This window comes from Streptomyces sp. HNM0645 (assembly GCF_030056615.1).
Classification (GTDB): domain Bacteria; phylum Actinomycetota; class Actinomycetes; order Streptomycetales; family Streptomycetaceae; genus Streptomyces; species Streptomyces marianii.
The window spans coordinates 160,253-186,879 of record NZ_JASHLT010000018.1; the positions used below are offsets into that span (position 1 = coordinate 160,253).

The following is a 26,627-nucleotide window of genomic DNA, read 5'->3' on the forward strand; positions in this document are numbered from 1 at the left end:
GGTGGCGGCTCCTCCCGGCCCCGGTGACCGGGCCGCCGAGGCGCTGACCCCACCCGGAGCGGGCGGCCCGGTCGCCGCGCCTCCGGCCATGACCGCCGCGCCCGGTGCGGGGTCCGCGTCCGTCCCCGTCCCCCGGCCGCGTACCGGTGCCCGCGCGGGCGCGCTGCCCCGGGCGCCCGTCCCCGCGCCGGGTCCGGCGCCCGAGTCCAGGGCCATGACCGCCGCGCGCGTTCCGCGCTTCGCCGCCCTCGGTGATTCGCTCACTGAAGGCGTCGGCGACCGCGTCGACGGGGCGTGGCGCGGCTGGGCCGCGCTGCTGGCCGAGGGGCTCGGCACGACCGGTGAGACCGCGGAGTTCCGCAAATTCGCGGTCAGCGGTGCGCTCGCCCGCGATGTGCACGAGACCCAGGCCCCCGCCGCCCTCGCATACGCGCCCGACCTCGCCTCCGTCATCGTCGGCGTGAACGACACCCTCCGGCACACCTTCGACATCCTCGACCTCGCCGTACGCCTCGACGAGGTCTGCGCCGCCCTGAGCGGAAACGGCAGCCGGCTGCTGACGGCCTGCCTGCCCGACCCGGGTGAGATGCTCGGGCTGCCGGCACCCCTCGCCCGCCCGCTCGCTCGCCGCCAGCGCGCCGTGAACGCGGTGGTCCACGCGCTGTCCGAGCGGTACGGCGCCGTCCATCTGCATCTGGCCGACGTGGCCTGGGTCGAGGACCGCTCGATGTGGAGCGCCGACCGGCTCCACCCCGGCGAACGCGGTCACCGGGAGATCGCCCGCCGGTTCCACGAGCTGCTCATCGCCGAAGGGCTCGCCCTCGGCGCCGCGCCGGGCGGCGAACCCGAACAGCCGGCGCCCAGCCGCACGGCCAAGGCCGTGTGGCTCGCCACCGCCGGAACCGCGTGGGTGGCGCGCCGGTGCACCGACCTGCTGCCCCAGCTGCTCGGCCTCGCCGGCGCCGAGCTGGGGCACTGGGCCCGGGGCACCAGTGCCCGACTGGACCACATCGCCGAAAACGCCCTCACTTCCGCCCTCGCCTCGCTGTCCCCCGTCCCACCGCTTGCCAGAATGGGGGAATGAGCGGGCGCTGGGAGTTCTGGATCGACCGTGGCGGGACGTTCACCGACATCGTCGGCAGACGGCCCGACGGGCGTCTCGTCACCCGGAAGCTGCTGTCCCACAACCCCGAGCACTACGCCGACGCGGCCGTCGCCGGCATCAGGCTCCTCCTCGGCCTCGGACCGGACGATCCCGTGCCGGCGGACCGCGTCGAGGTCGTGAAGATGGGCACGACCGTCGCCACCAACGCGCTGCTGGAGCGCCGCGGCGAACCCACCGTGCTCCTCGTCACGGAGGGCTTCCGGGACGCCCTGCGCATCGCGTACCAGAACCGCCCCCGGCTCTTCGACCGCCACATCGTCCTTCCCGAGGCCGTGTACGACCGAGTCATCGAGGTCCCCGAGCGGATCGCCGCCCACGGCGAGGTGGTCCGGCCGCTGGATCTCGCCCCGGTGCGGGAGCGGTTGCGGCAGGCCCGCCGGGACGGCTTCGCGAGCGCGGCCGTCGTGTTCATGCACGGCTACCGCCACCCGGACCACGAGTCGGCCGTCGCCGCCGCGGCGCGTGAGCTCGGCTTCACCCAGGTGAGCTGCTCCCACGAGGTCAGCCCGCTCATCAAACTCGTACCCCGCGGCGACACGACCGTCGTGGACGCGTACCTCTCGCCGATCCTGCGCCGCTACGTCGACGAGGTCGCGAAGGAACTCCGCTCCATCCGCCTGATGTTCATGCAGTCGAACGGCGGACTGCGCGAGGCCGCCCACTTCCGGGGCAAGGACGCCGTGCTGTCCGGTCCCGCCGGTGGGGTCGTCGGCATGGCCCGCACCTCGGAACAGGCGGGCCACCGCCGGGTCATCGGCTTCGACATGGGCGGGACGTCGACCGATGTGTCCCACTATGCGGGCGAGTTCGAACGGGAACTGGGCACGCAGGTCGCCGGTGTGCGGATGCGCGCGCCGATGATGAACATCCACACCGTCGCCGCCGGCGGCGGCTCGATCCTCCACTTCGACGGCCGGCGCTACCGCGTAGGCCCCGACTCGGCGGGCGCCGTACCGGGCCCCGCCTGCTACCGGCGCGGCGGCCCGCTCACCGTCACCGACGCCAACGTGATGCTCGGGAGGATCCAGCCGGGACACTTCCCCGCCGTCTTCGGACCGGACGGAGACCAGCCGCTCGACGCCGATGCCGTACGGGAGGGGTTCGAGCGGCTGGCCGAGGAGGTCCGCGAGGCCACGGGCACCGATCGCAGCCCGGAGGAGGTCGCGGCGGGCTTCCTCGAGATCGCGGTCCTCAACATGGCCAACGCCGTCAAGAAGATCTCCGTCCAGCGGGGCCACGACGTGACCCGCTACGCCCTGACCTGTTTCGGCGGCGCCGGCGGCCAGCACGCCTGCGGGGTCGCCGACGCACTCGGCATCGACACCGTCATCGTGCCCCCACTCGCCGGAGTGCTCTCCGCATACGGCATCGGCCTGGCCGACGCCACCGCGATGCGCGAGCAGTCCGTGGAAGCGGAACTCGGCGAGGACACCCTGGTCCGGGTCCGGGAGCTCTGCGACGAGCTGGCCGGACGCACCCGGGCGGAGCTGCGGGAGGACGCCGTCCCCGACGAGGCGATCGGAACCCGCGCCCGCGTGCTCGTCCGCTACGCCGGCACGGATGCCGGGATGCCCGTGCCCCTCGGCACGGAGAGCGAGATGCGCGAGGCGTTCACCGCTGCGCACCGCGCACGGTACGCCTTCACCATGGACAAACCGCTGGTCGTGGAGGCGGTTTCGGTCGAGGCGGTGGGTACGGCCGGGCCCCATGGGACCGTCGTCGTCGAGGAGGCCGCCGGCGGCACGGGTCCGCGAGTGCGGGACACCGTGCGGATGTTCCTGGACGGCCGTCCCGCCGACGCTCCGCTCCTCCGGCGGGTGGACCTCTCACCGGGCGACACGGTCGAAGGTCCCGCGATCGTCGCCGAGGCCGATGCCACCACCGTGGTGGACCCCGGCTGGCGGGCCGCCGTCGGTGAGGGAGGACATCTGCTGCTCACCCGTGTGCGGCCGCGGCCCGGCCGTACCGCCGTCGGCACGGACGTCGACCCGGTGCTGCTGGAGGTCTTCAACAACCTCTTCATGGCGATCGCCGAGCAGATGGGGCTGCGGCTCGAGAACACCGCCCACTCGGTCAACATCAAGGAGCGGCTCGACTTCTCCTGCGCCCTGTTCGACGCCGACGGCAACCTCATCGCCAACGCGCCCCACATCCCGGTGCACCTGGGCTCGATGGGCGAGTCCATCAAGGAGGTGCTGCGGCGCAACGCCGGCGAGCTGCGGCCCGGCGACGTGTACGCCATCAACGATCCGTACCACGGCGGCACCCATCTCCCCGATGTGACGGTCGTGACGCCGGTCTTCGACGAGGCCGGCCGTGAGCTGCGCTTCCTCGTGGCCTCGCGGGGGCACCACGCGGAGATCGGCGGGATCACGCCGGGCTCGATGCCCGCGTTCAGCCGCACGATCGACGAGGAGGGCGTGCTCTTCGACAACTGGCTGCTCGTACGGGACGGGCGGCTGCGCGAGGCCGAGACCCGGGAACTGCTGACCGGCGCCCGGTATCCGTCCCGCGACCCCGACACCAACCTCGCCGACCTTCGGGCCCAGATCGCCGCCAACGAGAAGGGGATCGGCGAACTGGGCCGGATGGTGGAGGAGTTCGGCCTCGACGTGGTGCGGGCGTACATGGGGCATGTGCGCGACAACGCCGAGGAGTCCGTACGCCGTATCGTCGCCGGGCTCGGCGACGGCTCCTGCCGCTACGAGACCGACAACGGCGCGGTCATCGAGGTCACGCTGACCGTGGACCGGGAGGCACGCGGGGCCGTCCTCGACTTCACCGGTACCTCCGGGCAGCAGCCGGGCAACTTCAACGCCCCCAGGTCGGTGGTGATGGCGGCGGTGCTGTACGTCTTCCGCACCCTGGTCGCCGACGACATCCCGCTCAACAGCGGCTGCCTGGAACCGCTGGACGTACGTGTGCCGGACGGCTCGATGCTCGCTCCGGTGTACCCCGCGGCGACGGTCGCGGGCAACGTCGAGACCTCGCAGGCGGTCACGGGCGCCCTGTACGCGGCGCTCGGGGTCCAGGCGGAGGGCTCGGGCACGATGAACAACGTCACCTTCGGCAACGACCGGGTCCAGTACTACGAGACCGTGGCGAGCGGTTCCGGCGCGGGCGACGGCTTCCATGGCGCCGATGCCGTGCAGACCCACATGACCAACTCCCGGCTCACCGACCCCGAGGTGCTGGAGTGGCGTTACCCGGTACGGGTGGACGCCTTCTCGGTGCGGGACGGAAGCGGGGGAGCGGGCCGCTGGACCGGCGGTTGCGGCGCCGTCCGCCGCATCCGCTTCCTGGAGCCGATGACCGTCACCCTGCTGACCGGTCACCGGCGGGTGAGGCCGTACGGGATGGCCGGCGGCGAGCCCGGGACAGCGGGATCGAACGCCGTCGAGCGCTCGGACGGGACGATCGAGGAACTTCGCGGCGTGGACTCGGTGGAGGTCGGCCCCGGCGACGTCCTCGTCGTACGGACCCCGGGCGGCGGTGGCTACGGGCACCCTGCCGGCTGAATCGGGCCGCCGTACCGGGCGGTCCGGGTGCCCGCACCGGAAGCGACCCGTTGGGCGCCCGAGGACCGGGCGACCGGTGCGTGCCGCCCGGGCAGCCGACGCGACACGATCTGTGCGGCAGCGGATCCGTGGACGGAACGCGCTCCGGGAGCCGCGCGGTGGGCCGGAGCGGTCCGGTGCCCGGCCGGCCCGGCCCGCGGAGCGCCGGGGTGGAGTGCTCGTGCGGCTCGGCCGGGCCATCGTGATGCCGCCCAGCCCGGGGGTGCCTCTGCGGTCGAGGTCGGCGTCCGGCCCGTGGTTCACCCGGCCGGAACGAATCGCCGGGAGCTTCTGGAAGCGCTGCAGGCGGGCAGACGCGACGACGCCGAGCGGCTTCTCGCCCGCCACCTCGACGGCTCCCGGGCCCGGTTCGTCGACGTCTGCGCAGGGCTCGTGGCGGACGGGGACGCGGCGGAGCGCCGAGCACCGGGGCGCCCGTGCCGCGCACGGGGTTTCTGCGCCGTTTCGACCGGTGTCCGTGCGAGGACCTAGTCTGTGCACCGTGACTTCGCCTGCCCCGACGGAATCCGTTCCGCCCCAGCTCAGCGCGGGGCCGCGCCCCGCGCAGGGCCCGGCCGCCGACGAAGGGCTCGCGCGACGGCTCCGCGCGCTCGCGTGCACCGCCCCGCTGCACGATCTCGACACCCGCAAGGCGAACCTCGCGGGCGAGTACTCGGTCTACGCGATGGCGGAGGTCGCCCTCGCCGCCATCGACCTCGTCACGCTCAACATGGACTTCGACACCGGCGCCGACCACGAGCAGATAGTGGCCAGGCTCCTCCCGCGGATCGCGGCCCAGGCCCCGCAGCGCCCCGCCGCCGAACACGAGCGGGTGGCGCGCTGGGTGCTGGAGAACCTGATCAACGTCGGCAGCGTCGACCGCGGCTTTCGCGCCGTGTACGGCACCTTCGGTCCGGACGGGGTGTACGTCCGGCGGGACTACGACTTCAAACTCATCGAGGAGGTCCCCGGCTACGGCGGCGGTGTCTATCTGCGCACCACCGACGAGGCGGTGAACGTCCTCGTCGGCGCTCTCGACACGGACGTCACCAGCGCCCAGATCGCCGCGGAGGTGAAGCTGGAGGTGCTGATCAGCCGCGGCCGGCTCGCCGACGCCCAACTGGCCGCGGAGCAGGCCCGCTACCGGACCGTGCAGTACGCCGAGACCCTGCGCAGGACGCTGGAGGCCACCCGGCGCAATGTGCGCGCCGTCGACTGGCTCAACGCCGTGCCCGACATGATCGCCGAGGCGCTCGACCACGTCGCCGACCGCTACCGTCACGAGAACGCGATCCTCACGAACATCCGCAAGGCCCGTGACGAGGCCGAGGACCCCGAGCACAAGCGCCAGGCCGCAGAGCTCGTCGACATAGTCAAGGACTGCATCCGCCGCCACACCCAGCTCCAGTCCCGGCTCCTGGAGGCCGGCCCGCTCTTCCGGGCAGAGCAGGACCGCCAGGCGTTCGCCGCTCCGGCGGCGCGCTCCGGCGTCGATCTGTACGGCCATCTCGTCGCGCCGCTGCTGCCCCTGCCCGTCGACCGGGCCATCCGCGTCACCGACGCGTACTTCGCACACGGCACCGGGCTGCGTACTCCCGCGTCCGCCCGGGTCGCGGACCTCGTCGACCTGCTCCTCAGTCCGCCCGTCGAGCGCGAGCACCTGGGCGCCGAACTGCCCGAGCCGGATCTGATCGCGACCCCGGACGACAGCCGTTTCAGCGAGGAGCAGCTGACGAGCGCGATGGAGCTGCTGGACCTGGAGCACGACGCCCCGCGCCGGCTCTCCGGTCTCCTCGCCGACGCTCGCCGCCGCGATCCGGACCTGCCCTATCTCGTCGCCCTCCTCGCCGTCCACGCGGCCAGCCCTCCGGTCGGCACGGCCTACCGCCAGGGCGAGGAGCGGCTGCTGTTCGCCGTCGACGACGGCACCGAGCTGGACGACCCCGAGTTCGGCGGCGCGGACCTGATCGTGGGCACGGCCCTGCTGGACGCGGCCGGCATGACCGCGGACCGCACGGAGGCCGCGTGACGCCGAGCCCGGGGCACGATGTCCCCGCGTCCCCGTCTCCGCCCGTCCGGCGTGCGCACCGCCCGCCTGCCCGGGAGGACCGCCCGGCCGACGGCCCGGCGCGCCGCGCAACCGCCCGGCACCGCACACAAGAGCCCCACCACCGCACAGAGGAGCCCCAGCCGTGAGCGACCAGCACGCAGAGCACGCCGGGCCCCGGCGTGAGCCGGACGTGCCGCTCGGGCCGCCGTCCGGGCCGATGTCCGCCTCCACCGGCGTCACCCCGGCCGACGCGGCCGACGCGGCGCGGCTCGTCTCCTTCGGGCTCCAGCCCAAACTGCTGCCCGCCCGCGACGCCGAGTACGCCGACCTGCTGCGGCGCTACCGCGAGGAGCCTGCCTTCGCCCGCCTCGCCGACGCCGTCGCCACCGGGCTCGGCCTGGTCGTCCTGGAGGTGTCGCCCCGCGCCGGGATGGCCGTGACCGCCGCCGAGGACTCGGTCTTCGCCGTCCGTATGGGCGACTACGCCCGACGGGCCTCCGCCGACTCGGCCGACCGGTTCCTCCACGGCCTCGCCCATCTCGCCGTCGCCGCGCTGGCGTTCCCCCGCCCCGAGGACCTCGCCGACGACGGCTACATCGGCCGGATCACCGTCAACGGCGTCGACGCCTTCGTACGGCAGGCCTGCCGCCGCCTGGAGGAGCGGGCCGAGGAGCAGGGGGAGAACACCGATCCGGCGTCCGACGCCCCGGGACTCGAAGCCGCGTGGCGCATCTACGCGCGGCGCAGCGCCACCGGAGCCACCAAGGACGCCCGCCGCCTCGCCGGCTCCACCACGGGCATCATCGCCAAGGCGGTCGCCTTCCTCACCGACTCCGGCTTCCTGCAGCGCACCGGGGAGGACTCCGGCGGCGCCTACCGGACCACCGCCCGCTACCAGCTGCAGGTCCGCGACATGGCGGGCAGTGCCGCCATGGCCGAGCTGCTGGAGCTCGGAGTCGTCCCCGTCACGGACGGCTCCGCCACGCTCGTGCCGGCGCCGGACGCCGACGACCTGGAACTGGCCGCCGACGCCGGCCTTCCCTTCCACCCATGACCTCGCGGCGGGCCGCCCGCCGCCGTCCACCCTCGCCCCATCCGCCTCAACACCCCTGAGAACGACGAGAGTCCGCCGCCATGTACGAGCTGTCCCGGGTACGCCTCTACTCCATCGGGCCCGCCGGTGCGCGCTATGCCGACACCGTGCTGGACCTGCGCGGAGTCGGCGCGCCCGTGCCCAACCCGGCCCCGACGCAGGCCGAGTTCTTCGAGGAGGAGCCGGTCGGACCGCCCCGCCGCCCCGCCCCCGCGGGCGTGCTCTTCCTGGAGAACGGCGGCGGCAAGTCCGTCCTCCTCAAGCTGATCTTCTCGGTGATGCTGCCCGGTCACCGCAACACCCTCGGCGGAGCCAGCTCCGGTGTGCTGCGCAAGTTCCTGCTCGCCGACGACTGCGGCCACGTCGCCCTGGAATGGCAGCACACTCTCACCGGCGAACTGGTCGTCGTCGGCAAGGCCAGCGAATGGCGCGGCCGCCAGGTCTCCAACGACCCCCGCAAGTTCGCCGAGGCCTGGTACTCCTTCCGGCCCGGGCCCGGTCTCAGCCTGGACTCGCTGCCCGTCGCCGAGTCCACCGCCGTCCGCCCGCCCGCCGAGGGCGCCTCGGGCGCGCGGGGCCGCCGTCGCACCATGAAGGGCTTCCGCGACGCCATCACCGAGGCGGGCAAGGCGTATCCGCACCTGGAGGTGTACTGGGAGGAGATCCACGACCGCTGGAACGAGCACCTCGGAGACCTGGGCCTCGATCCCGAACTCTTCCGCTACCAGCGGGAGATGAACGCGGACGAGGGAGAGGCCGCCGGGTTGTTCGCGGTCAAGAAGGACTCCGACTTCACGGACCTGCTGCTGCGCGCCGTCACGGACACCCGTGACACGGACGGGCTCGCCGACCTCGTCAGCGGCTTCGGCAGCAAACTGGGACGCCGCGCCGAGCTCATCGCCGAACGCGACTTCACCGCAGGCTCCGTCGACCTCCTCGGGCGCATCGTGGAGGCCGCCGACACCCGGGCCAGGGCCCGCGACATCCACCTCGGGGCCGAACGCCGCACCCGTACCCTCGCGCACCGGCTCTCCGCCAGGGCCGGCGAGGAGCGCGCCCGTACCGCCGAACTCGCCCAGCAGGTCACCGCCGCCGCGCACACCGTCACCGAAGCGGAGCGGTCGCGCAGCCACAGCTCCCTCATCGCGGCCGAACTGGCCTACCGGCACGCGTCGCTGGCCCTCACCGCGGCGGAGAAGGCCGCCGCCGCCCAGCGCCGCGAGCTGACCGAGGCACGCACCCTCCACGCCGCCTGGCAGGCCGCCGAGGCGGTGCTCCGCCACCGGGCCGCCACGGACCGCTCCGCACGGGTGGCCGCCGCCATCCGCGAGGCCGAGCGGGACGCCGCCCCCGCGCTCGCGGCCCGCGCGAAGGCCGCCGCCGATCTCGTGCGCGCCCTCCACTCCGCCGCCGAGGACGGCGAGCGCCTGGCCAACGAGGAGGAGGAGCGCTCCGCCGGTCTCCAGGAGGCCGGCGAGGCCGCCCACCGCGCCGCCACCGCCGCCGCCACCGACGCCCAGCGGGCCCGCAGCGAGGCGGGCCATCTGCGCCAGCGCCTCGCCGAGGTCGAGCAGGAGACCGCGGAGGCCGTCCGCGCCGGCTGGCTCGACGACACGGCCCCGGACGCCGACCCGGCGCGGGCCGCCCTCGCGGCCAGCGACGCGGAGAAGGCCGCGGTCATCGCCTGGGACGCGGCCCGCGACGCCGCCCGCACGGCTGCGGAACGCGCCCGTGAGACGGCGGCCGCCGAGAGCCGGGCCGAACTGACCGCGGCCCGTGCCGCGGACGCCGCCGAGGCAGCCGCCCACGCCTACGACGCCGAGCGGCTCGCCGCCGCTTCCCTCGCCGGGTCCGAGCGCCTCGGCGAACTGCTCGGTCTGCCGGTGACCGCCGGGTCGGCGGAGGTCCCCGGACCCCGGCGCGAGCCGTCCACCGAGCCGCCCGGTCACGCCGCGACGGACACGCGGACGGCGATCCCGGCACAGACGACCGGCCCCGAGGACGGCCGCCCCGCGACCGCTCCGGCGGGGACCGCGGCAGCGGACGGCCCCGAGGTCGTCCGGCGCGAACACGGCGCCGAAGGCCCCCTCACCGCCGAGGAGTTCGACCGCTGCGCCGACGAACTGCGAGAGCTCCTCGATCAGGGTGTCGCGGCCGCCGAGCGCCAGCTGTTCGACCTGAGGACCGCGGCCGCGGACGACTCCCGCATCCTCGGGGCGCTCGGCGACGGCGGGCTGCTGCCTCCCGGGCCCGACGTCCTCGCGACCGTCGAGTTCCTCGGTGAGCACGGCATCCCCGCACTGCCCGGCTGGCGCTACCTCGCCCAGGCCGTCGCCCCGGCCGACCATGCCGCCGTGCTCGCGGCGCGGCCCGAGCTGGTCGACGGTGTCGTGATCACCGACCCCGTGTCGTACGCCCGCGCCCGCGAGGTACTGAACGGCGCGGCACTGCTGCCGCGTTCCGCCGTCGCCGTCGGAACCGCGGCAGCCCTGCTCGCCCCCGTACCGGGGCCGGCCGCCGGAACGGACACGGACGTGTTCCTCGTGCCGCCGAACCCCGCCATGCACGACGAGCACGCCGCGGACGAGGAGCGGCAGGCACTCCGGGCCCGCGCCGCGGAGCGGGACGAGGAGATCAGGAACCTCGCGGCCCGGCTGGCGGGCGACCGCGCCCTCGCCGCCCGTATCGGCTCCTGGCGTGCCGACTGCCCGCCCGGCATGCTCGCCGAACTCGCCGGGGCCGCGCGCACCGCCCGGGATGCGGCCGAGGCCGCCGAGGAGGCGCTCGCGGAGGCTCGCACCGCCCGGGCCGAGGCCGAGGAGGCCGCCGCCGACACCGCCCGGGTGCGCGACGAACGCCAGGACACCGCCCAGCGGGCCCGCCGTGCCGCGGACGCGCTCGCCGGGCTCGCCTTCCGCCTCCGCGAGCGCGCCGGCTGGCAGGCGAAGCTGCGTGAACTCGCCGACGAGGCGGCCGAGTCCGACGCCCGCGCCACCTCCTGCCTCGATCGGGCGAGAGCCGCCGACCAGGACCGCCGGGCAGCCCAGCGTGCGGCGGACGACGCCCGGCGCACCGCACGCGCCCTCCGTGCCGAGCGCGCGGAGATCGCGGGCGCGCCCGAGCAGTTGCCCGACCCGGACGAGACCGACGACACCCCCCGCCCTTCGCTGCCCGCCCTGCGGGAGGCGTACCGCGCCGCGTCCCAGTTGTACGAGAAGGTCGGCGTCGGGGCCGACCTCCGCGCCGAACAGGCCCACGCCGAGAGTGACGAGAGCGCCGCGCTCGCCGAACTCGACCGGCTCACCAACAAGGTCCGCACGCGCGCCGCCCAGCTGCTGGAGGGCACCGACGGGGCCGACGGCCCCTCCCGCCAAGCCGCCGCGGCCCGCGCCGAGTCGCATGTGCAGACGCTGGAGACCCGCGCCTCCGAGGCCAGCGAGAAACTCGGTCGGCTGCGCGGTGAGGCCGAGCGCCTCGCGCCGGTGGACGGTGACGCACACATCGGGCTTCCCGAGGAGACGGAACCCTCGGACGCCCAGCACGCCCAGGCACTGCTGCGGACGGCCACCGGCGAGCTGGCCGCCCGTACCGAGGCGCTGGACACCGCCCGGGCGAGGCACGCCGAGCTGCTGCGCGCGCACCGCACGGCCGAGGACGCGGCGGGCGGCTTCGACGAGACGGCGGCCCTCCTGCGCGATCTGCTCAGGGACCACACCGACGAGGAGCAGGAGCAACCCGAGCCCTACGCGGGCAGTCTCGAAGAGGCCAGGCACTCGGCGGCCGAGGCCCGCCGTTCCCTGCGCGGTTGCGCGGCCGACCTGTCCTCCGCCGAGTCGGCGGTGCGCGAGGCGAGCGACGTGCTCGTGCGTCACGCCAACTCCACCCGCTACGAGGCGGTGCGTACTCCGGCCCGTCTGCAGATCCGCGAGCTGCCCGCGTCCTCCCTGCCGGAGCACGCGGCGCGCTGGGCCGAGGCGTTCGCACCGCGGTTGCGCGTACTCACCGACGAGCTGGCGCAGTTGGAGCGCAACCGCGACTCCATCGTGGACCGGCTCCGCGGGCTGGTGGAGTCGGCCCTGACCACGCTCCGGTCGGCCCAGCGGCTCTCCCGGCTGCCCGAGGGCCTGGGGGAGTGGTCCGGCCAGGAGTTCCTGCGCATCCGCTTCGAGGAGCCCGACCAGGCGACCCTCACCGAGCGGCTCGGCGAGGTCATCGACGAGGCCACCCGGGCTGCGGTGAGGAAGAACTCCGATCTGCGCCGCGACGGCATGTCCTTGCTGCTCCGCGGCGTCCAGGCGGCTCTCGAACCGAAGGGCGTCGCCGTCGAGATCCTCAAGCCGGACGCGGTGCTGCGCGCCGAGCGGGTACCGGTCGGTCAGATGGGCGACGTCTTCTCCGGCGGCCAGTTGCTCACCGCGGCGATCGCTCTGTACTGCACCATGGCCGCGCTCCGCAGCAACGACCGGGGGCGGGACAAGCACCGGCACGCGGGCACGCTGTTCCTGGACAATCCCATCGGGCGCGCCAACGCCACCTACCTGCTGGAGCTGCAGCGCGCCGTGTCGAATGCTCTCGGCGTCCAGCTGCTGTACACCACGGGCCTGTTCGACACCACCGCCCTCGCGGAGTTCCCGCTGGTCATCAGGCTGCGCAATGACGCGGACCTACGGGCGGGCCTGAAGTACATCAGCGTCGAGGAGCATCTGCGCCCGGGCCTGCCACAGCAGCGCACCGAGGGCGAGACCGTGCACGGGGAGATCACCGCGACCCGGATGTTCAGGAGGGCCGCGGACGAGCCGTCGCCGTCGCCCGCGCCGGTCGAGAGCCCGGTCGAGAGCCCGAGCGGGATCCCCCACGAGACGGGGACCGCGTTCCCGACGGTGGCCGTGCCGCAGTCGGGAACGCCGGCAGCCGCTCCTGAAGGCGCCGGTACCGACCCCGGGCCGGGGTCCGGCTCGCTCGAAACCCCCGTCCGTCGCGAGGAGTAGCAGACGTCCGACCCCGATGAGCCGCACCGACCAGGGGCCGGGCATCTGGGGCTCCCCCCGCCCGGACGACCCCGGGCCGGGGAGACCCTCGGACCTCGGAAGTCCTCAGGCCTGCGACAGCCTGCCCGCACCCCTTCGCCGTATCCGCGCGGAATCACGCGCCTGAGCGCGGGCGACCCGTCGCGCCTTCCGGCGGTCGCGCCGCAGTTGCCGCGCCGTGCTGCTCGGAACCGACACCACGCCGTTCCGCTGGTTCCACACCTGGCGCGTCACCCACACGTCCAGCACCGCCCAGGTCGCGCCGACCGTGCTCGCCACACTGGTCAGGACGATGGGAAAGGCCAGCCACGAACCCGTCACCGAGAAGAAGAAGGCCATCAACGCCTGGGTCATCGTGACTGCCGTAACGATCACGGCCCGCACGGCCGCCGTGCGCACCGGGTCGGGCATCCGCCGTCGCCCCACCGGTTCCTCGACCCAGAGCCGCCGCGGTAGTCCCGTCTCGTCCACCGTCGCCATGGTCTGCGCTCACTCCCCACGAATGTCCGATGCAGGGTCTCGGCTACCCGCTTCCGGTCCGTGCACGCGCCGGCGCGGTCCGTCGGTCGACCCGTGGGCCGATTCCCCCGCAACTCCCGTTTCCCGTACACAAAGACGCACGGAAGCCACGGAAGATTCCCGCTGGAGCGAAGATATCCGGCCATACGTCAATGAAGGGTTTGTGACGTCCGGCCAGGTGTCATCGGCCACGTTCCGAGTGGCAAGTCCGCGAATACCAGGACAACCCATGATCAACGGCTTGACGCCCGGCTGAAAAACGTCCCGCCGGGCCTTCGAGTTGTCACTCCGTCAGTAGTAGGCTCGCGCCGTTTGTTGACGCAGGAAGAGCAACTCCTGGCACGACGAAGTGCAACTCCTGGCACAACTCGGCGCAACTCGGCGCCACTCACGACAGACAACGGCACCACACGCCAAGCGGACATCACCACCCGCGCCGTCCGCGCGGGTCGAGCTGGGGGAGGCCATGCGCTTTCGCGGGAAGTCCATCCGCCGGAAGATCGTGGCGTTGCTGCTCGTGCCGCTCGTCTCGCTGACCGCGCTGTGGGGGTTCGCGACCGCGCTGACCGGCCGTGAGGCCAAACAACTACTGGACGCCGGGTACATATTCGAGAAGGTCGGCCTTCCCCTCGAGGACACGGTCCGCGTCATCCAGACGGAACGCCGCCAGACCCTCGTCTACCTCGCCGACCCCCGCGCCGCCGACTCCCTGACCGCCCTGCGCGGACAGCGGGCGCAGACCGACAAGGCCGTGGCCGGAATCCGCGCCAGCGCACAGGACTCCGAGGTCAGGAACTCCCTCAGCCCGGACGCCTCCCGGCGCCTCGACCGGCTCGTCGACGCACTCGAGGGCCTCGGCTCCCTGCGGCGGAACGTCGAGCAGAGCGCCATCACCCGTGCCCAGGCGATGGAGTTCTACAACCGCCTCGTCGACCCCTGCTACGGCTTCCTCGGGTCCCTCAACGGCGTGGAGAGCGTGGAACTGGAGAAGCAGGGTCGCGCCCTCGTCGGTATCGTGCGCGCACGCGAACTGCTCTCCCGCGAAGACGCGCTCGTGACCTCGTCGCTGGTCGCGGGCAAGATCACGGCTGCGGAGATCCGCGCCGTCACCGATCTCGCCGCCAACCGCAAGCTGCTGTACGAGATCAACCTCGAGGTGCTGCCGGCCTCCGAGCGCGAGATCGTGGAGCGGTACTGGAGAAGCCCCGACACCCAGCCGCTGCGTGAGACCGAGGAGAAGCTGCTCGCCGTCGGCCCCACCGGCAAGCCGCGCGTGGTGGACGCCGAGCGGTGGCAGCGGATCGCCGGGCCCGTCCTCGACGACCTGGCCCGCCAGTCGAGCGAGGCCGGCGACCGCTACCAGGATCGCGTCGAGCCCGCCGCGTACGGCGTGCTCGTCAAGGCGGGCATCGCCGGCGTCCTCGGCTTCCTCGCCCTCCTGGTGTCCCTCGTGATCTCCGTGCGCGTCGGCCGCGACCTCGCTCGTGCGCTGTCCCGGCTGCGCAAGGAGGCCCACGAGGTATCCGGCGTCCGCCTCCCCAGCGTGATGCGCCGCCTCGCCGCGGGCGAGAACGTCGACGTGGAGACCGAGGCGCCCCACCTTGAGTACGACAAGGACGAGATCGGCCAGGTCGGCCAGGCGCTCAACACCCTCCAGCGGGCTGCCGTCGAGGCCGCCGTCAAGCAAGCCGACGTGCGCCGCGGCGTCTCCGAGGTCTTCGTGAACCTGGCCCGCCGAAACCAGGTACTCCTCCACCGCCAGCTCACCCTCCTCGACACGATGGAGCGCCGCACCGAGGACGCGGAGGAACTGGCCGACCTGTTCCGGCTGGACCATCTCACCACCCGAATGCGCCGGCACGCCGAGGGCCTGGTGATCCTCTCCGGCGCAGCCTCCTCCCGGCAGTGGCGCAAGCCGATCCAGCTCATGGACGTCGTCCGGGCAGCTGTCGCCGAGGTGGAGGACTACGAGCGGATCGAGGTCCGGCGGCTGGCCCGCGTCGGCGTGGCAGGGCCCGCGGTCTCCGACCTGACCCACCTCATCGCGGAACTGCTGGAGAACGCCACGGTGTTCTCGCCCCCGCACACCGGTGTGCAGGTGCACGGGGAGCGCGTCGCCAACGGTTTCACCCTGGAGATCCATGACCGGGGCCTCGGGATGGCCCCCGAGGCACTGCTCGACGCGAACCTCCGTTTGGCGGAGACGCCCGAGTTCGAACTCTCCGACACCGACAGGCTCGGCCTGTTCGTCGTCAGCCGGCTCGCCCAGCGGCAGAACGTGCGCGTCTCCCTGCAGCAGTCGCCGTACGGAGGGACCACCGCGGTCGTCTTCGTCCCGGAGGCGCTGCTCACCGACGCCCCCGACACCGAGGGCACCGGCTTCCGCCTCGACCGCAAGAAGTCCCCGGGCGTGCGCGACGGCTCCGGCCACCGTTCCGAGGCCGGCCGTCTCGCTGCCCTGGCCCAGGTTCCCGCGGGGCTCACGGGCCCCGCCGTCCTCGACGGTCCGGTCGAACTCGAGGCGCCCGTCAGCAGTCTGGGGTTCGAGGACCGGCAGGCCCTGGGCCCCCGGACGGACCGCATCGACACGGCCGAGCCGATCAACGCAGTGCCCGACCACGCGGCGGACATCGAGGACACCGAGAGCGAACGCGGGGGACTGTTCCGGGCCCGGGACTTCCTGCTCCCACCTGACGAGCAGCACCAGCAGGCCTCCGACCAGGTGCCGGAGCGTCCGGGGAACGGCCCGCGCCGGGCGTCCCGGGGCCCCGTTCCGCTGCCTCGCCGCAAGCCTCCCACCCTGGTCGCCGACAACGGCCGCCGGGTCGCCGAGCGGGGCCGCCCGCACCCGCTGCCCGGACTCGGAGGGCCGGAGGCCCCCGCCGCGCGCCGGGACTACGACTCCGCGAGCCCGGCGCCGGGCCGTCCGCCCTCCGCTCCGGTGCCGCTGCCGCTGCGGAGCAGGACGCCTCGCGGCACCGGCGGCCCCGAGCGGTCCGCCGGCGCCGCGCAGGTGGACGGTCCGGGGAGCGGCTCCGCCGCCGGTACGGGCGCCGCCCGCCCGGCACGCGGCTCCTCGGGACCGACGGCCGGCGGGCTGCCCCGCCGGGTCCGTCAGGCCAGCCTCGCGCCGCAGTTGCGCGGTACCCCCGGCGCCCGCGCCACGCCCACTCTGGCGGAGGACGCCCAGGACTTCGAACGCGACGCGGAACAAGTACGCGACCGCATGGCCTCGCTGCAACGCGGCTGGCAGCGGGGACGTCGCCAGAACGCCGAGGACGCCACCGGCTCCGGCGAGACAGCACCAGGAACGACACCGGAGGGGGACGGTCGATGACCGCACCGAACGCCGCAGCAACCGACACGACCAAGAACGGCGAGCTCAACTGGCTCCTCGACGAACTCGTCGAGCGCGTCGGTTCCATCCGCAAGGCCCTCGTCCTCTCCGGAGACGGTCTCGCCACCGGCGCATCCAAGGACCTCACCCGGGAGGACGGAGAGCATCTCGCGGCCGTCGCCTCCGGGTTCCACAGCCTCGCCAAGGGCGTGGGCCGCCACTTCGACGCCGGCCGGGTGCGCCAGACCGTGGTCGAGCTCGAAGACGCCTTCCTCTTCGTCACCGCCGCCGGGGACGGCAGCTGTCTCGCCGTCCTGTCCGACGCCGACTCGGACGTCGGCCTCGTCGCCTACGAGATGACGCTGATGGTCAAGCGCGTCGGAGCCCACCTCGCGACGGCACCCCGGACCGGGCTCTCCGCCGGAGGATGAGTGGACCGGCCATGACTGACGGCAGACAGCAGGTCCGGCAAGCCCCCCGGTGGTACGACGACGACGCGGGTCCGGTGGTCCGTCCGTACGCGATGACCCGAGGCCGGACCACGAGTACCACGGAGCACCGGCTCGACCTGATCGCGCTCGTCGTGCCCGAACCGGCCGCCCAGGACCCCGGCCGGGACCAGACGCTCTCCCCGGAGCACGTGGAGATCGTCGAACGCTGCTGCACAACCCCGCAGTCGATCGCCGAACTCGCCGCGGGCCTGGACCTCCCCGTCGGGGTGATCCGGGTCCTCGTGGGCGATCTCGTCGACGACGCCCTGGTCCACGTGACCCGTCCCGTTCCGCCGGCCGAGTTGCCGGACGTCAGCATTCTCCGCGAGGTGATCAATGGTCTTCGGGCGCTCTAGCCGACGGGAGACGCCGGTGGAGCCGGTGACACTGAAGATTCTTGTGGCCGGCGGCTTCGGGGTCGGCAAGACCACCCTCGTGGGGGCGGTCAGCGAGATCAAGCCGCTCCGTACCGAGGAGACCCTGAGCGAGGCCGGCCGGCCCGTGGACGACCTCGACGGCGTGGAGTCCAAGAGCACGACGACCGTGGCGATGGACTTCGGCCGGATCACGCTGCGGGAGGACCTCGTCCTCTACCTCTTCGGCACTCCCGGTCAGGACCGGTTCTGGTTCCTCTGGGACGAGCTGGCCCAGGGCGCGCTCGGCGCGGTCGTGCTCGTCGACACCCGCCGCCTGGAGGACTCCTTCGCGGCGATCGACTACTTCGAGCGGCGCGGCATCCCGTTCACCGTGGGGGTCAACCGCTTCGAGGGCGCCGACGAGTACCCGGAGGAGACCGTGCGGGCCGCCCTCGACCTCGACCCCGAGGTACCGCTGATGACGTGCGACGCCCGCGAGCGGGAGTCGGTGAAGTCGGTGCTGGTGGCGGTCGTGGAGCACGCCCTGGTGCGGTCCACCAGGGAGCGGGAGCCCGCGGCGACCTGACGCCCGCCCAGCCCGGGGCGGCGGCGACGCCACGGCGTGGCAACGGCACGGCTCGTACCCCCACCGACAGGGGTACGAGCCGTGGTCCACGGGGGCGGGCGGCTACGCGCCGTCCTCCTTCTGCCAGCCGAAGCTCCGTTCCACGGCCCGGCGCCAGTTGTCGTACTCGCGCTCCCGCGCGTCCGCCGGCATCCGCGGCGACCACTCGGCGTCGCGCCGCCAGTGCGCCTTCAGCTCGTCCAGCCCGCCCCAGACCCCGGTGGCCAGGCCCGCCGCGTACGCGGCCCCCAGGCACGTCGTCTCGGACACCTTCGGCCGGATCACCGGCACGCCCAGCACATCGGCCTGGTGCTGCATCAGCAGCCCGTTCGCGGTCATGCCGCCGTCCACCTTCAGCGTGGTGATCGGTACCCCCGAGTCCTGGTACATCGCGTCGACCACCTCACGCGTCTGCCAGCTCGTCGCCTCCAGGACGGCCCGGGCGAGATGCGCCTTGGTCACGTACCGGGTGAGTCCGGTCATCACCCCTCGGGCGTCGGAGCGCCAGTAGGGCGCGTACAGCCCGGAGAAGGCCGGCACGATGTACGCCCCTCCGTTGTCCTCGACGCTCGCGGCCAGGGTCTCGATCTCGTCCGCGGTGCGGATGATCCCCAACTGGTCGCGGAACCACTGCACCAGGGCGCCCGTGATCGCGATGGAGCCCTCGAGGCAGTAGACGGGGTCGGCGTCACCGATCTTGTAGCCGAGCGTCGTGATGAGCCCGTTCTTGGAGGGCACCGGCCGGCCGCCCGTGTTGAGCAGCAGGAAGCTGCCGGTCCCGTAGGTGTTCTTCGCCGTTCCCGCGTCGTAGCAGGCCTGGCCGAATACGGCGGCCTGCTGGTCCCCGAGCGCCGAGGCGACCGGCACGCCGTCCAACTGGCCGACGGCGGTCCCGTAGACCTCTGCCGAGGAACGGATCTCGGGCAGCACCGCCTCCGGGATGTTCATCGCGGAGAGGACTGAGGCGTCCCACCGGAGGCTCTCCAGGTTCATCAGCATGGTGCGGGAGGCGTTGGTGACGTCCGTGACGTGGACGCCGCCGTCCGTCCCGCCGGTCAGGTTCCAGATCAGCCAGGAGTCGATGGTGCCGAAGGCGATCTCGCCCCGCTCCGCCCGCGCGCGCAGCCCCGGCACGTGGTCCAGCAGCCAGGCCGCCTTCGGGCCCGAGAAGTAGCTCGCCAGCGGAAGGCCGGTGGTGTCGCGGAAGCGGTCCTGTCCGTCCGCACCGCCGAGTTCGGCGCAGAGCGCCGAGGTGCGGGTGTCCTGCCAGACGACGGCGTTGTGCACGGGCCTGCCCGTCGACCGGTCCCAGAGCACCGTGGTCTCGCGCTGGTTGGTGATGCCGAGGGCGCTGAGCTGCTCCGCGCGCAGTCCCGCCGCGGCGAGCGCTCCGGCGACCACGGCCTGCACCTTGGACCAGATCTCGGTGGCGTCGTGTTCGACCCAGCCCGGCTTGGGGAAGATCTGACGGTGCTCCTGTTGGTCGACGGCGACGATCGCGCCGTGCTGGTCGAAGACGATGCAGCGGCTGGACGTGGTGCCCTGGTCGATGGCGGCGACGTATTTCGCGGAGGTGTCCGTCATGACGTCCTCTTGTCGGAAGGCGCTGCCCTGAGGCCGCGGTGGGAAGAGTGCTGTCCGGCCGGCGCTCCCGGAGCACGCCGTGCGGCGGATCAGAAGACGATGTTGAAGATCACGCCCGAGAGGAGTCCGCCGATGAGCGGCCCGGCCACGGGCACCCAGGCGTAACCCCAGTCGGACGTCCCTTTGTTGGGGATCGGCAGCACCGAGTGCGCCAGCCGGGGGCCCAGGTCGCGGGCGGGGTTGATGGCGTATCCGGTCGGGCCGCCGAGTGAGAGCCCGATGCCGACGACGAGCAGCGAGACCAGCAGGACGGAGATCCCGGACCCGTAGATCCCCGCGGCCTCGCCCGGGACCTGGCCGATGCCGATGCCGGCGTTCCGCCCGAAGGCCAGGATCGGCAGCACCAGCCCGACCGTGGCGACGGTCTCGGTGAGGAGGTTGGCGGCGGGACTGCGGATCTCCGGCGCGGTCGAGAAGATCCCCAGCGTGGGCTGGGCGTTCGCCGGGTCCGCGTTCGCCCGGAACTGGGCGTAGTAGGCGAGCCAGGCCAGTACGGCTCCGAGGAGCGCCCCGATCAGCTGGGACAGGATGTACAGCGGCACCTTGCCCCATTCGCCGGTGTCGACGGCGATGCCCACGGTCACGGCAGGGTTGAGGTGGCCGCCGGACAGCGGAGCCGCCGTGTACGCGCCCGCCAGTACGCCGAAGCCCCAGCCGAAGGCGATGACGATCCAGCCGGACGCCTTGGCCTTGGAGTGGTTGAGGGTCACCGCGGCGCAGACCCCCGCGCCGAACAGGATCAGTATCGCGGTGCCGATGACCTCGCCGAGGAAGATGTCTGCGTTGCTCATGGCGGCTCCGGGGCTGGGTACGGTTCCCATGGCTACGGAGCGCGGAGGCAGGGCGGAGTGCGGGGCCGTGCCGTGCGCGGTCTCCGTGACGAGCGTGGTGAGCGTGCCGGAACGCGGTACTGCCGTGGGCAGCGGCGCCGACGAAGACGCAGTTTTCCCCCGGGCCACCGCCCCGTCAAGGTCGCCTGCACCACATGGGCTTCCGGGAGCGACTCCGGTCCCCGCAGGCGAACGGGCCGTCGGGCGGCCGGGGTTGCTCAGCGGACCGCGACGACCGCCGAGCCGTGGCCGAACAATCCCTGGTTGGTGGTGATCCCGGCGCGCGCCCCGGCCACCTGGCGCTCGCCCGCGGTTCCGCGGAGCTGCCAGGTAAGTTCGCACACCTGGGCGATGGCCTGCGCGGGGACGGCTTCCCCGAAGGAGGCCAGGCCACCACTCGCGTTGACCGGGATCCGGCCGCCCAGGGCGGTCGCGCCCTCGCGCAGCAGCGCGGCCCCGTCACCGGTCCCGCACAGCCCCAGGTCCTCGTACCACTCCAACTCCAGCGCGGTGGAAAGGTCGTACACCTCGGCCAGGGACAGGTCCTCCGGTCCGAGCGCGGCTTCCTCGTAGGCGGCACGGGCGATCGACTCCCGGAAGCCCGGCGCGGGCGGATCGACGGCGGCCGCCGAGTCCGTCGCGATGTCCGGGAGGTCGAGCACGGTCCTGGGGTAGGTGGGAGTCACCGTCGAGACCGCGCGGATGCGGACCGGGTCCCCGGCGCCGTGCCGGCGGGCGTACTCCATGCTGGACAGCACCAGCGCGGCGCCGCCGTCGGACGTGGCGCAGATGTCGAGGAGCCGCAGGGGATCCGCGACGACGGCGGAGGACGCGACCTGCCCCGCGCTCACGATCGTCCGGTAGCGGGCGTAGGGGTTGAGCGCCCCGGCCGCCGCGTTCTTGACCTTGACCCGGGCGAAGTCGTCCAGGGTGTCGCCGTGGAGGGCCATACGGCGGCGCGCGTACAGGGCGAAGTACGCCGGGTTCGTGGCCCCCAGCAGCCGGAAGCGCAGCCAGTCCGGGTCGTCGGGCCGGTCGCCGCCGGCGGGGGCGAAGAACCCCTTGGGCGCGGAGTCGGCGCCGACGACCAGCACCACCTCGGCCATGCCCGCCAGGATCTGGGCCCGCGCGGAGTCGATGGCCTGGGCCCCCGACGCGCAGGCCGCGTACACACTCGTGACACGTGCGCCCTGCCAGCCCAGGGCCCGGGCGAAGGTCGCGCCCGCGACATGACCGGGGTAGCCGCCACGGACCGTGTCGGCGCCGACGACCGACCGGACGTCCTGCCAGTCGATCCCGGCGTCGGCGAGCGCGGCGCGGGCGGCGGCCGTGCCGTACTCGACGAAACTGCGGCCCCATTTGCCCCACGGGTGCATGCCCGCGCCGAGCACCGCGACATCGTTCACCGGGCCTCCCCCACGGGGCGCCAGTACCAGGTCGTCCACGCCGTGTCCGCGTCCTGGGAGAGGATCCCGGCCACCACCTCGACCTCCGTGCCGACGCTCAGATCCGCGACGGTCACCCCCGTCGCCGCCTGGCCGAGCACCACCATCCGTTCGGCCTCGAGCTCCACGGCGACGAGGGTGTACGGCTCCCATTCGGTCTCCGGATCGGAGACGTACGGCGCCGGCGGACGGTATCGGCCGACCGTGTACGACCACACGCGTCCCCGCTTCGACAGCGGCACCTCCGTCAGTTCTCCGCCCGCGCACGCGGGGTTGCGGCAGAACGAGTCCTCCCGGGGGAAGAAGACGGCGGAGCAGGCACCGCAGCGGGTGCCCAGCAGCCGGAACTCCCGTTCGTCGCCGCCCTCGGTGAACCAACCCGCCACCACCGGTCTGCGCACACGCGTCAAGGCCCCTCCCCGAAGTCCACGCGGACTCGTCGAGAACTGACGGTTCGTCAGAACAGTGGCCAGTGTGCCACGCCGGGAACGCGGAGACGACCCCGCGCGCAACCGTGGGCCGGAGACGGGCGCGAGGTCCGTGCACCGATCCGCCGAACACCAGAACCGCGCGGGCCCGTTCGGCGTCCGGTACCAGTGAACGGGTGGCCGGAGCCCACGGGGGTGGCCCCGGCCACTCGATCCTGATAGACGGTGCGCATGATGCGCACGAGAGGACCCGCCGCAGCCCGCCGAGCCCTGACCGCCCTCGCCGTCGCCGCCCTGGTCGCCCCGCCCGTCGCCGCGCCGCCCGCCGCCCGGGCCGCCTCCGGTCCGAAGGCCCCCGAGGAGTTCGTCGCCCTGCGCTCGGTTGACCCGACGATCCTCCACGACATGCGCTACACCACGGCGCACAACTTCGTGGGCGAACCGATCGACGGCTACCGCCGGCCGGTCTGCATCCTCACCCGCCCCACCGCCCAGGCGCTCCGCAAGGCCCAGCGCACCCTTCTGCGCAAGGGCTACTCGCTCAAGGTCTACGACTGCTACCGGCCACAGCGGGCCGTCGACCACTTCGTGCGCTGGGCCGAGGACCTCTCGGACGAGCGCATGAAGAAGGAGTTCTATCCACACGTCGACAAGGCGAGACTCTTCGCGGACGGCTACATCGCCGAGAAGTCGGGCCACAGCCGCGGCAGTACCGTCGACCTCACCATCGTCCCCCTCCCGGCGAGGAAGACCCGCCCGTACGTCCCCGGGGAACCCCTCGTCCCCTGCCATGCCCCGCGGTCGGAGCGGTTTCCGGACGACTCCGTCGACATGGGCACCGGGTTCGACTGCTTCGACACGCTCTCGCACACCGACGACCCGCGCATCCGGGGCGCCCAGCGCACCAACCGGCAACTGCTGAAGGAAACCCTCGCCGGTGTCGGCTTCGTCAACCTGCCCGAGGAGTGGTGGCACTTCACCCACAAACCCGAACCGTTCCCCGACACCTACTTCGACTTCCCGGTCTCGAGGCGATCCCTGACCCGATCGTGAGGACCGCGGGGCCCGGCGTCGCGTACAGTCCGCGTGTGACCGAGCCCCGCGAACCCACGCCCGAACCCGGCACCGCCGGAACGGCCCCCGCGCCCGCGCACAGGACGTCCGTGCGGGACTCGCACTGCTCCGGCTGCGGCGCCCCCCGCAGTAGCCCCGCGGGCTGGCCCAGGACCTGCGCCGAGTGCGGTGACACCGCCTACCGCAACCCCCTGCCCGTGGCCGTCGCCCTCCTCCCCGTCACCGGCCCGCACCCCACCGGACTCGTCGTCATCACCCGGACCATCGAGCCCCAGCGCGGCCGGATCGCCCTCCCCGGCGGGTTCATCGACCACACCGAGGACTGGAGGCACGCCGTCGTCCGCGAGCTGAAGGAGGAGACCGGCATCCACGCCGCGCACGAGGACGTCCGGCTCGCCGACGTCCTCAGCTCGCCCGGTGGACACCTCCTGGTCTTCGGCCTCCTCCCGCAGCGCCCGGCGGACGAACTCCCCGCATCGGCCCCGACCGACGAGACGGAGGGCTGGCACGTCCTGCACGAGCCCGCCGAACTCGCCTTCCCGCTGCACACCACGGCGGTCCGGCGCTGGTTCGCCGGCTGCTACGGTTGAGAATCGCGGGGCGACCGCGCCTCCACCCCGCCGCGCACCCGCAGCGGACGCCCCGGCCGTACGGCACCGGCGTCGGACACCCGCTCCACCACCACCCCGCCGTCCACCAGCCGTGACGCGTAACGCTCCACCGCGGGCCGTGCCCCCGGGGCGGCGCGGTCCTCGACGACCAGACCGCTGCCGGTGCGGCCCGGGGCCGGCGCCCACACCTCCAGCTCCGTCGCGCCGTCCTCGCCGCGCACCGGAACCACCGAACCGGCCCGGGCCAGCACCGGGATCCGCGACAGCGGTGCGTCCAGCAGGACCTGGCCCGGGCCCTCGTACGCCTCGCCGGACACCGTGTCGTACCAGCGCCCCCGCGGCAGCCGCACCGCACGCCGGTCCGCCCCCGGCTCCAGTACCGGCGCCACCAGCAGCGCGTCGCCCAGCAGGAACGCGTCCTCACAGTCGCGCAGCGCCCGGTCGGCCGGCGTACCCCACCACAGCGGCCGCACATACGGCGCCCCGGTCAGCCGAGCCAGCTGCGCCAGGGTCACGAAGTACGGGCGCAGGCGCTCCCGTTCGAGCAGCGCCGTCCTGGCGTGCCCGAGGACCTGCGGGCCGAACTCCCACGGCTCCCTGCGCCCCGCCCCGATCGCCGCGTGCGTACGGAACAGCGGCAGGAACGACCCCAGCTGGAACCAGCGCAGGAACAGCTCGGGCGACGGGCTCCCGTCGAAGCCGCCCACGTCCGGACCCGAGTAGGGCACCCCGCACAGGCCGAGCCCCAGTACCAGTGACAGCGACGCCCTCAGTCCCGGCCAGCCGGTCGCCACATCACCGGACCACGTCCCGCCGTACCGCTGCATGCCCACCCAGCCCGAGCGCGAGAACAGGAACGGCCGCTCCTGCGGACGCAGCCTCCGCAGTGCCTCGTGGCCCGCCCGCGCCATCGCCAGGCCGTACACGTTGTGGGCCTCACGGTGGTCCCCGCCTCGGCCCTCCAGGCAGTGCCGGGCCGAGCGCGGCAGGGTCATGTCGCCGAAGGGCGTGAACGACACCGGCTCGTTCATGTCGTGCCACACCCCGGAGAAGCCCTGTGCCAGCCGCTCCTCGTAGAGTCCGCCCCACCACGCGCGGACCTCCGGATCGGTGAAGTCCGGGTACACGCACTCGCCGGGCCACACCTCCCCGCGCACCTCACGGCCCCGCCCGTCCCGGACGAACACGCCGGCCGCTGCGCCCGCGTCGTACACATCGTTGCCGGGCTCCGCCTTCACCGCCGGGTCGACGATCGACACGAGCCGTACCCCATCGGCCCGGAGGTCCTTCGCCAGCCGCGGAAGGTCGGGGAAACGCTCCGCGTCCACGGTGAAGACCCGGTGGCCGTCGTAGTGGTCGATGTCCAGGTGCAACGCCGACAGCGGCAGGCCCCGATCCCGGTAGCCAGCCACCACCCGGCGCACCTCGCGCTCGCTGCCGAAGCCCCAGCGCGCGTGCTGCGGACCCAAAGCCCACGGCGGTGGCGGCACGGGCGCACCCGTGAGTCCCATCCACCTCCGCAGCACCCGGGCGGGTGTCCCCACGACGACCCAGCAGCGCAGCGGCCCGCCGACCATCCGCACCTCGCTCGTGCCCGGACGGTCGTGCCCCGACCCCGCGCCCTCCTCGCCCTCGCGCAGGGTGACCCGCCCCTCCCAGGAGTTGTCGAGGAACGCCAGATGCGTGCCCGCGTCCGCGACCACCAGCTGCACGGGCATCGTGATGTACAGCGGGTCGTCGTCAGGGCCGAAGCTCCCGCGCGGATCGGTGTTCCACAGCCGGTACGTGCCGTCCCTGAGCCGCGGCCCCGAGGCACGGCCGCCGAGGCCGAAGAACCGAGCGTCCGCGGCCACTTCACTGCGCTGGAGCCAGCGGGCCGGCCCGCCGCCGGACGGCTCCCACCAGCGCGGCGGCAGCTCCCTGCGCAGGACCACCCCGCCCGGTGTCCGGATCTCGACCCCGCCGTTCCGGGACACGGCCACCGTGACCCGCTGAGAGACGATCCGCCAGCCGCCGTCCTTGTCCGGCTCGAGCTCCGCCCGGGGATCGGGCCGCGGAGGCGCTCCGTCCAGCGCGTACGACGGTTCGGGCTCCGCGCCGTCCCACCCCCAGAAGACGACACCCGAGGCCGCCACCCGCACCCGCAGCTCCGAACGCGCGAATCGGACGATCCCGCCACCCGGCGACGGCTCCGCCCCGGACACCGGCCCCGGCACCCGCGCCCGCTCCGCCCCCCGCGGCGGCAGCCCCCAAGCGTCCGTACGCCTCCGGCGCCACGCCGAACGCGTCGCGCGCAGCCCGCGCACCGTGCCGAAGGCCCTCACCACATGCACCAGATCACGACCGTCCATACCGCTCACCCTGCCATCCGCCCA

The 26,627-nt window shown here is 73.5% G+C and carries 17 protein-coding genes; 11 read left to right on the top strand and 6 right to left on the bottom strand.

Annotated elements, in window-relative coordinates; genetic code table 11:
* The first annotated feature begins 214 nt into the window (after positions 1-214).
* The 5 genes from QMZ92_RS15710 to QMZ92_RS15730 all read left to right on the top strand — a co-directional run bounded on the left by QMZ92_RS15710 (position 215) and on the right by QMZ92_RS15730 (position 12,853).
* Positions 215-1,084: an SGNH/GDSL hydrolase family protein gene (locus tag QMZ92_RS15710; RefSeq protein WP_283298016.1), complete on the top strand. Its 870-nt coding sequence runs from the start codon at positions 215-217 to the stop codon at positions 1,082-1,084.
* Positions 1,081-4,683, top strand: a complete 3,603-nt coding sequence (locus QMZ92_RS15715; protein WP_283297996.1) for a hydantoinase B/oxoprolinase family protein — start codon at positions 1,081-1,083, stop codon at positions 4,681-4,683. Before QMZ92_RS15710 ends, QMZ92_RS15715 begins: the two co-directional genes overlap by 4 nt.
* Positions 4,684-5,224: 541 nt before the next feature.
* A complete protein-coding gene (locus tag QMZ92_RS15720) occupies positions 5,225-6,751 on the top strand; it encodes a hypothetical protein (protein ID WP_283297997.1) in 1,527 nt (508 codons plus the stop codon).
* Positions 6,752-6,962: 211 nt separating this feature from the next.
* Entirely contained in the window at positions 6,963-7,826 is an 864-nt protein-coding gene (locus QMZ92_RS15725; RefSeq protein ID WP_283298017.1) for a hypothetical protein, read from the top strand.
* A gap of 80 nt (positions 7,827-7,906) precedes the next feature.
* Positions 7,907-12,853, top strand: coding sequence for a hypothetical protein (locus tag QMZ92_RS15730; RefSeq protein ID WP_283297998.1), 4,947 nt, complete (start codon positions 7,907-7,909; stop codon positions 12,851-12,853).
* Between the two features lie 105 nt (positions 12,854-12,958).
* Here the strand turns inward: QMZ92_RS15730 and QMZ92_RS15735 are convergent, their stop codons facing one another.
* Entirely contained in the window at positions 12,959-13,372 is a 414-nt protein-coding gene (locus QMZ92_RS15735) for a hypothetical protein (RefSeq protein WP_283297999.1), read from the bottom strand.
* Positions 13,373-13,877: 505 nt separating this feature from the next.
* On the opposite strand from QMZ92_RS15735, the gene QMZ92_RS15740 reads away from it, so the two are divergent.
* The 4 genes from QMZ92_RS15740 to QMZ92_RS15755 are packed head-to-tail and all read left to right on the top strand — an operon-like array spanning position 13,878 to position 18,181.
* Positions 13,878-16,748 carry a nitrate- and nitrite sensing domain-containing protein gene (locus QMZ92_RS15740; protein WP_283298000.1) on the top strand — a complete coding sequence of 957 codons (2,871 nt, stop codon included), beginning with the start codon at positions 13,878-13,880 and terminating at the stop codon, positions 16,746-16,748.
* On the top strand, positions 16,745-17,179 hold the full coding sequence (locus QMZ92_RS15745) for a roadblock/LC7 domain-containing protein (protein ID WP_093658130.1): 435 nt from the start codon (positions 16,745-16,747) through the stop codon (positions 17,177-17,179). The genes QMZ92_RS15740 and QMZ92_RS15745 overlap by 4 nt, the downstream gene beginning before the upstream one ends.
* 11 nt (positions 17,180-17,190) lie before the next feature.
* Complete coding sequence (locus QMZ92_RS15750) at positions 17,191-17,595, top strand: DUF742 domain-containing protein (RefSeq protein WP_138056403.1); 405 nt, start codon at positions 17,191-17,193, stop codon at positions 17,593-17,595.
* Positions 17,576-18,181 (top strand): GTP-binding protein, encoded by a 606-nt coding sequence (locus QMZ92_RS15755; RefSeq protein ID WP_283298001.1) that lies wholly within the window; start codon positions 17,576-17,578, stop codon positions 18,179-18,181. The genes QMZ92_RS15750 and QMZ92_RS15755 overlap by 20 nt, the downstream gene beginning before the upstream one ends.
* A gap of 102 nt (positions 18,182-18,283) precedes the next feature.
* On the opposite strand, the gene glpK is transcribed toward QMZ92_RS15755, so the two are convergent.
* The 4 genes from glpK to QMZ92_RS15775 all read right to left on the bottom strand — a co-directional run bounded on the left by glpK (position 18,284) and on the right by QMZ92_RS15775 (position 22,528).
* Entirely contained in the window at positions 18,284-19,804 is a 1,521-nt protein-coding gene (gene glpK, locus QMZ92_RS15760) for a glycerol kinase GlpK (RefSeq protein WP_283298002.1), read from the bottom strand.
* 89 nt (positions 19,805-19,893) lie between these two features.
* Positions 19,894-20,655, bottom strand: a complete 762-nt coding sequence (locus tag QMZ92_RS15765) for an MIP/aquaporin family protein (RefSeq protein WP_283298003.1) — start codon at positions 20,653-20,655, stop codon at positions 19,894-19,896.
* A gap of 257 nt (positions 20,656-20,912) precedes the next feature.
* Positions 20,913-22,100, bottom strand: a complete 1,188-nt coding sequence (locus QMZ92_RS15770; protein WP_283298004.1) for a lipid-transfer protein — start codon at positions 22,098-22,100, stop codon at positions 20,913-20,915.
* Positions 22,097-22,528: a Zn-ribbon domain-containing OB-fold protein gene (locus tag QMZ92_RS15775; protein ID WP_283298018.1), complete on the bottom strand. Its 432-nt coding sequence runs from the start codon at positions 22,526-22,528 to the stop codon at positions 22,097-22,099. Before QMZ92_RS15775 ends, QMZ92_RS15770 begins: the two co-directional genes overlap by 4 nt.
* Positions 22,529-22,798: 270 nt before the next feature.
* Between QMZ92_RS15775 and QMZ92_RS15780 the strand changes: the two genes are divergently transcribed.
* On the top strand, positions 22,799-23,620 hold the full coding sequence (locus tag QMZ92_RS15780) for a M15 family metallopeptidase (RefSeq protein WP_283298005.1): 822 nt from the start codon (positions 22,799-22,801) through the stop codon (positions 23,618-23,620).
* A 35-nt stretch (positions 23,621-23,655) separates the two neighbouring features.
* Complete coding sequence (locus QMZ92_RS15785) at positions 23,656-24,231, top strand: NUDIX domain-containing protein (protein WP_502962062.1); 576 nt, start codon at positions 23,656-23,658, stop codon at positions 24,229-24,231.
* Here QMZ92_RS15785 and QMZ92_RS15790 read toward each other — a convergent pair.
* Positions 24,222-26,603: a glycoside hydrolase family 31 protein gene (locus QMZ92_RS15790; RefSeq protein ID WP_283298006.1), complete on the bottom strand. Its 2,382-nt coding sequence runs from the start codon at positions 26,601-26,603 to the stop codon at positions 24,222-24,224. The genes QMZ92_RS15785 and QMZ92_RS15790 overlap by 10 nt on opposite strands.
* Between the last annotated feature and the right edge of the window lie 24 nt (positions 26,604-26,627).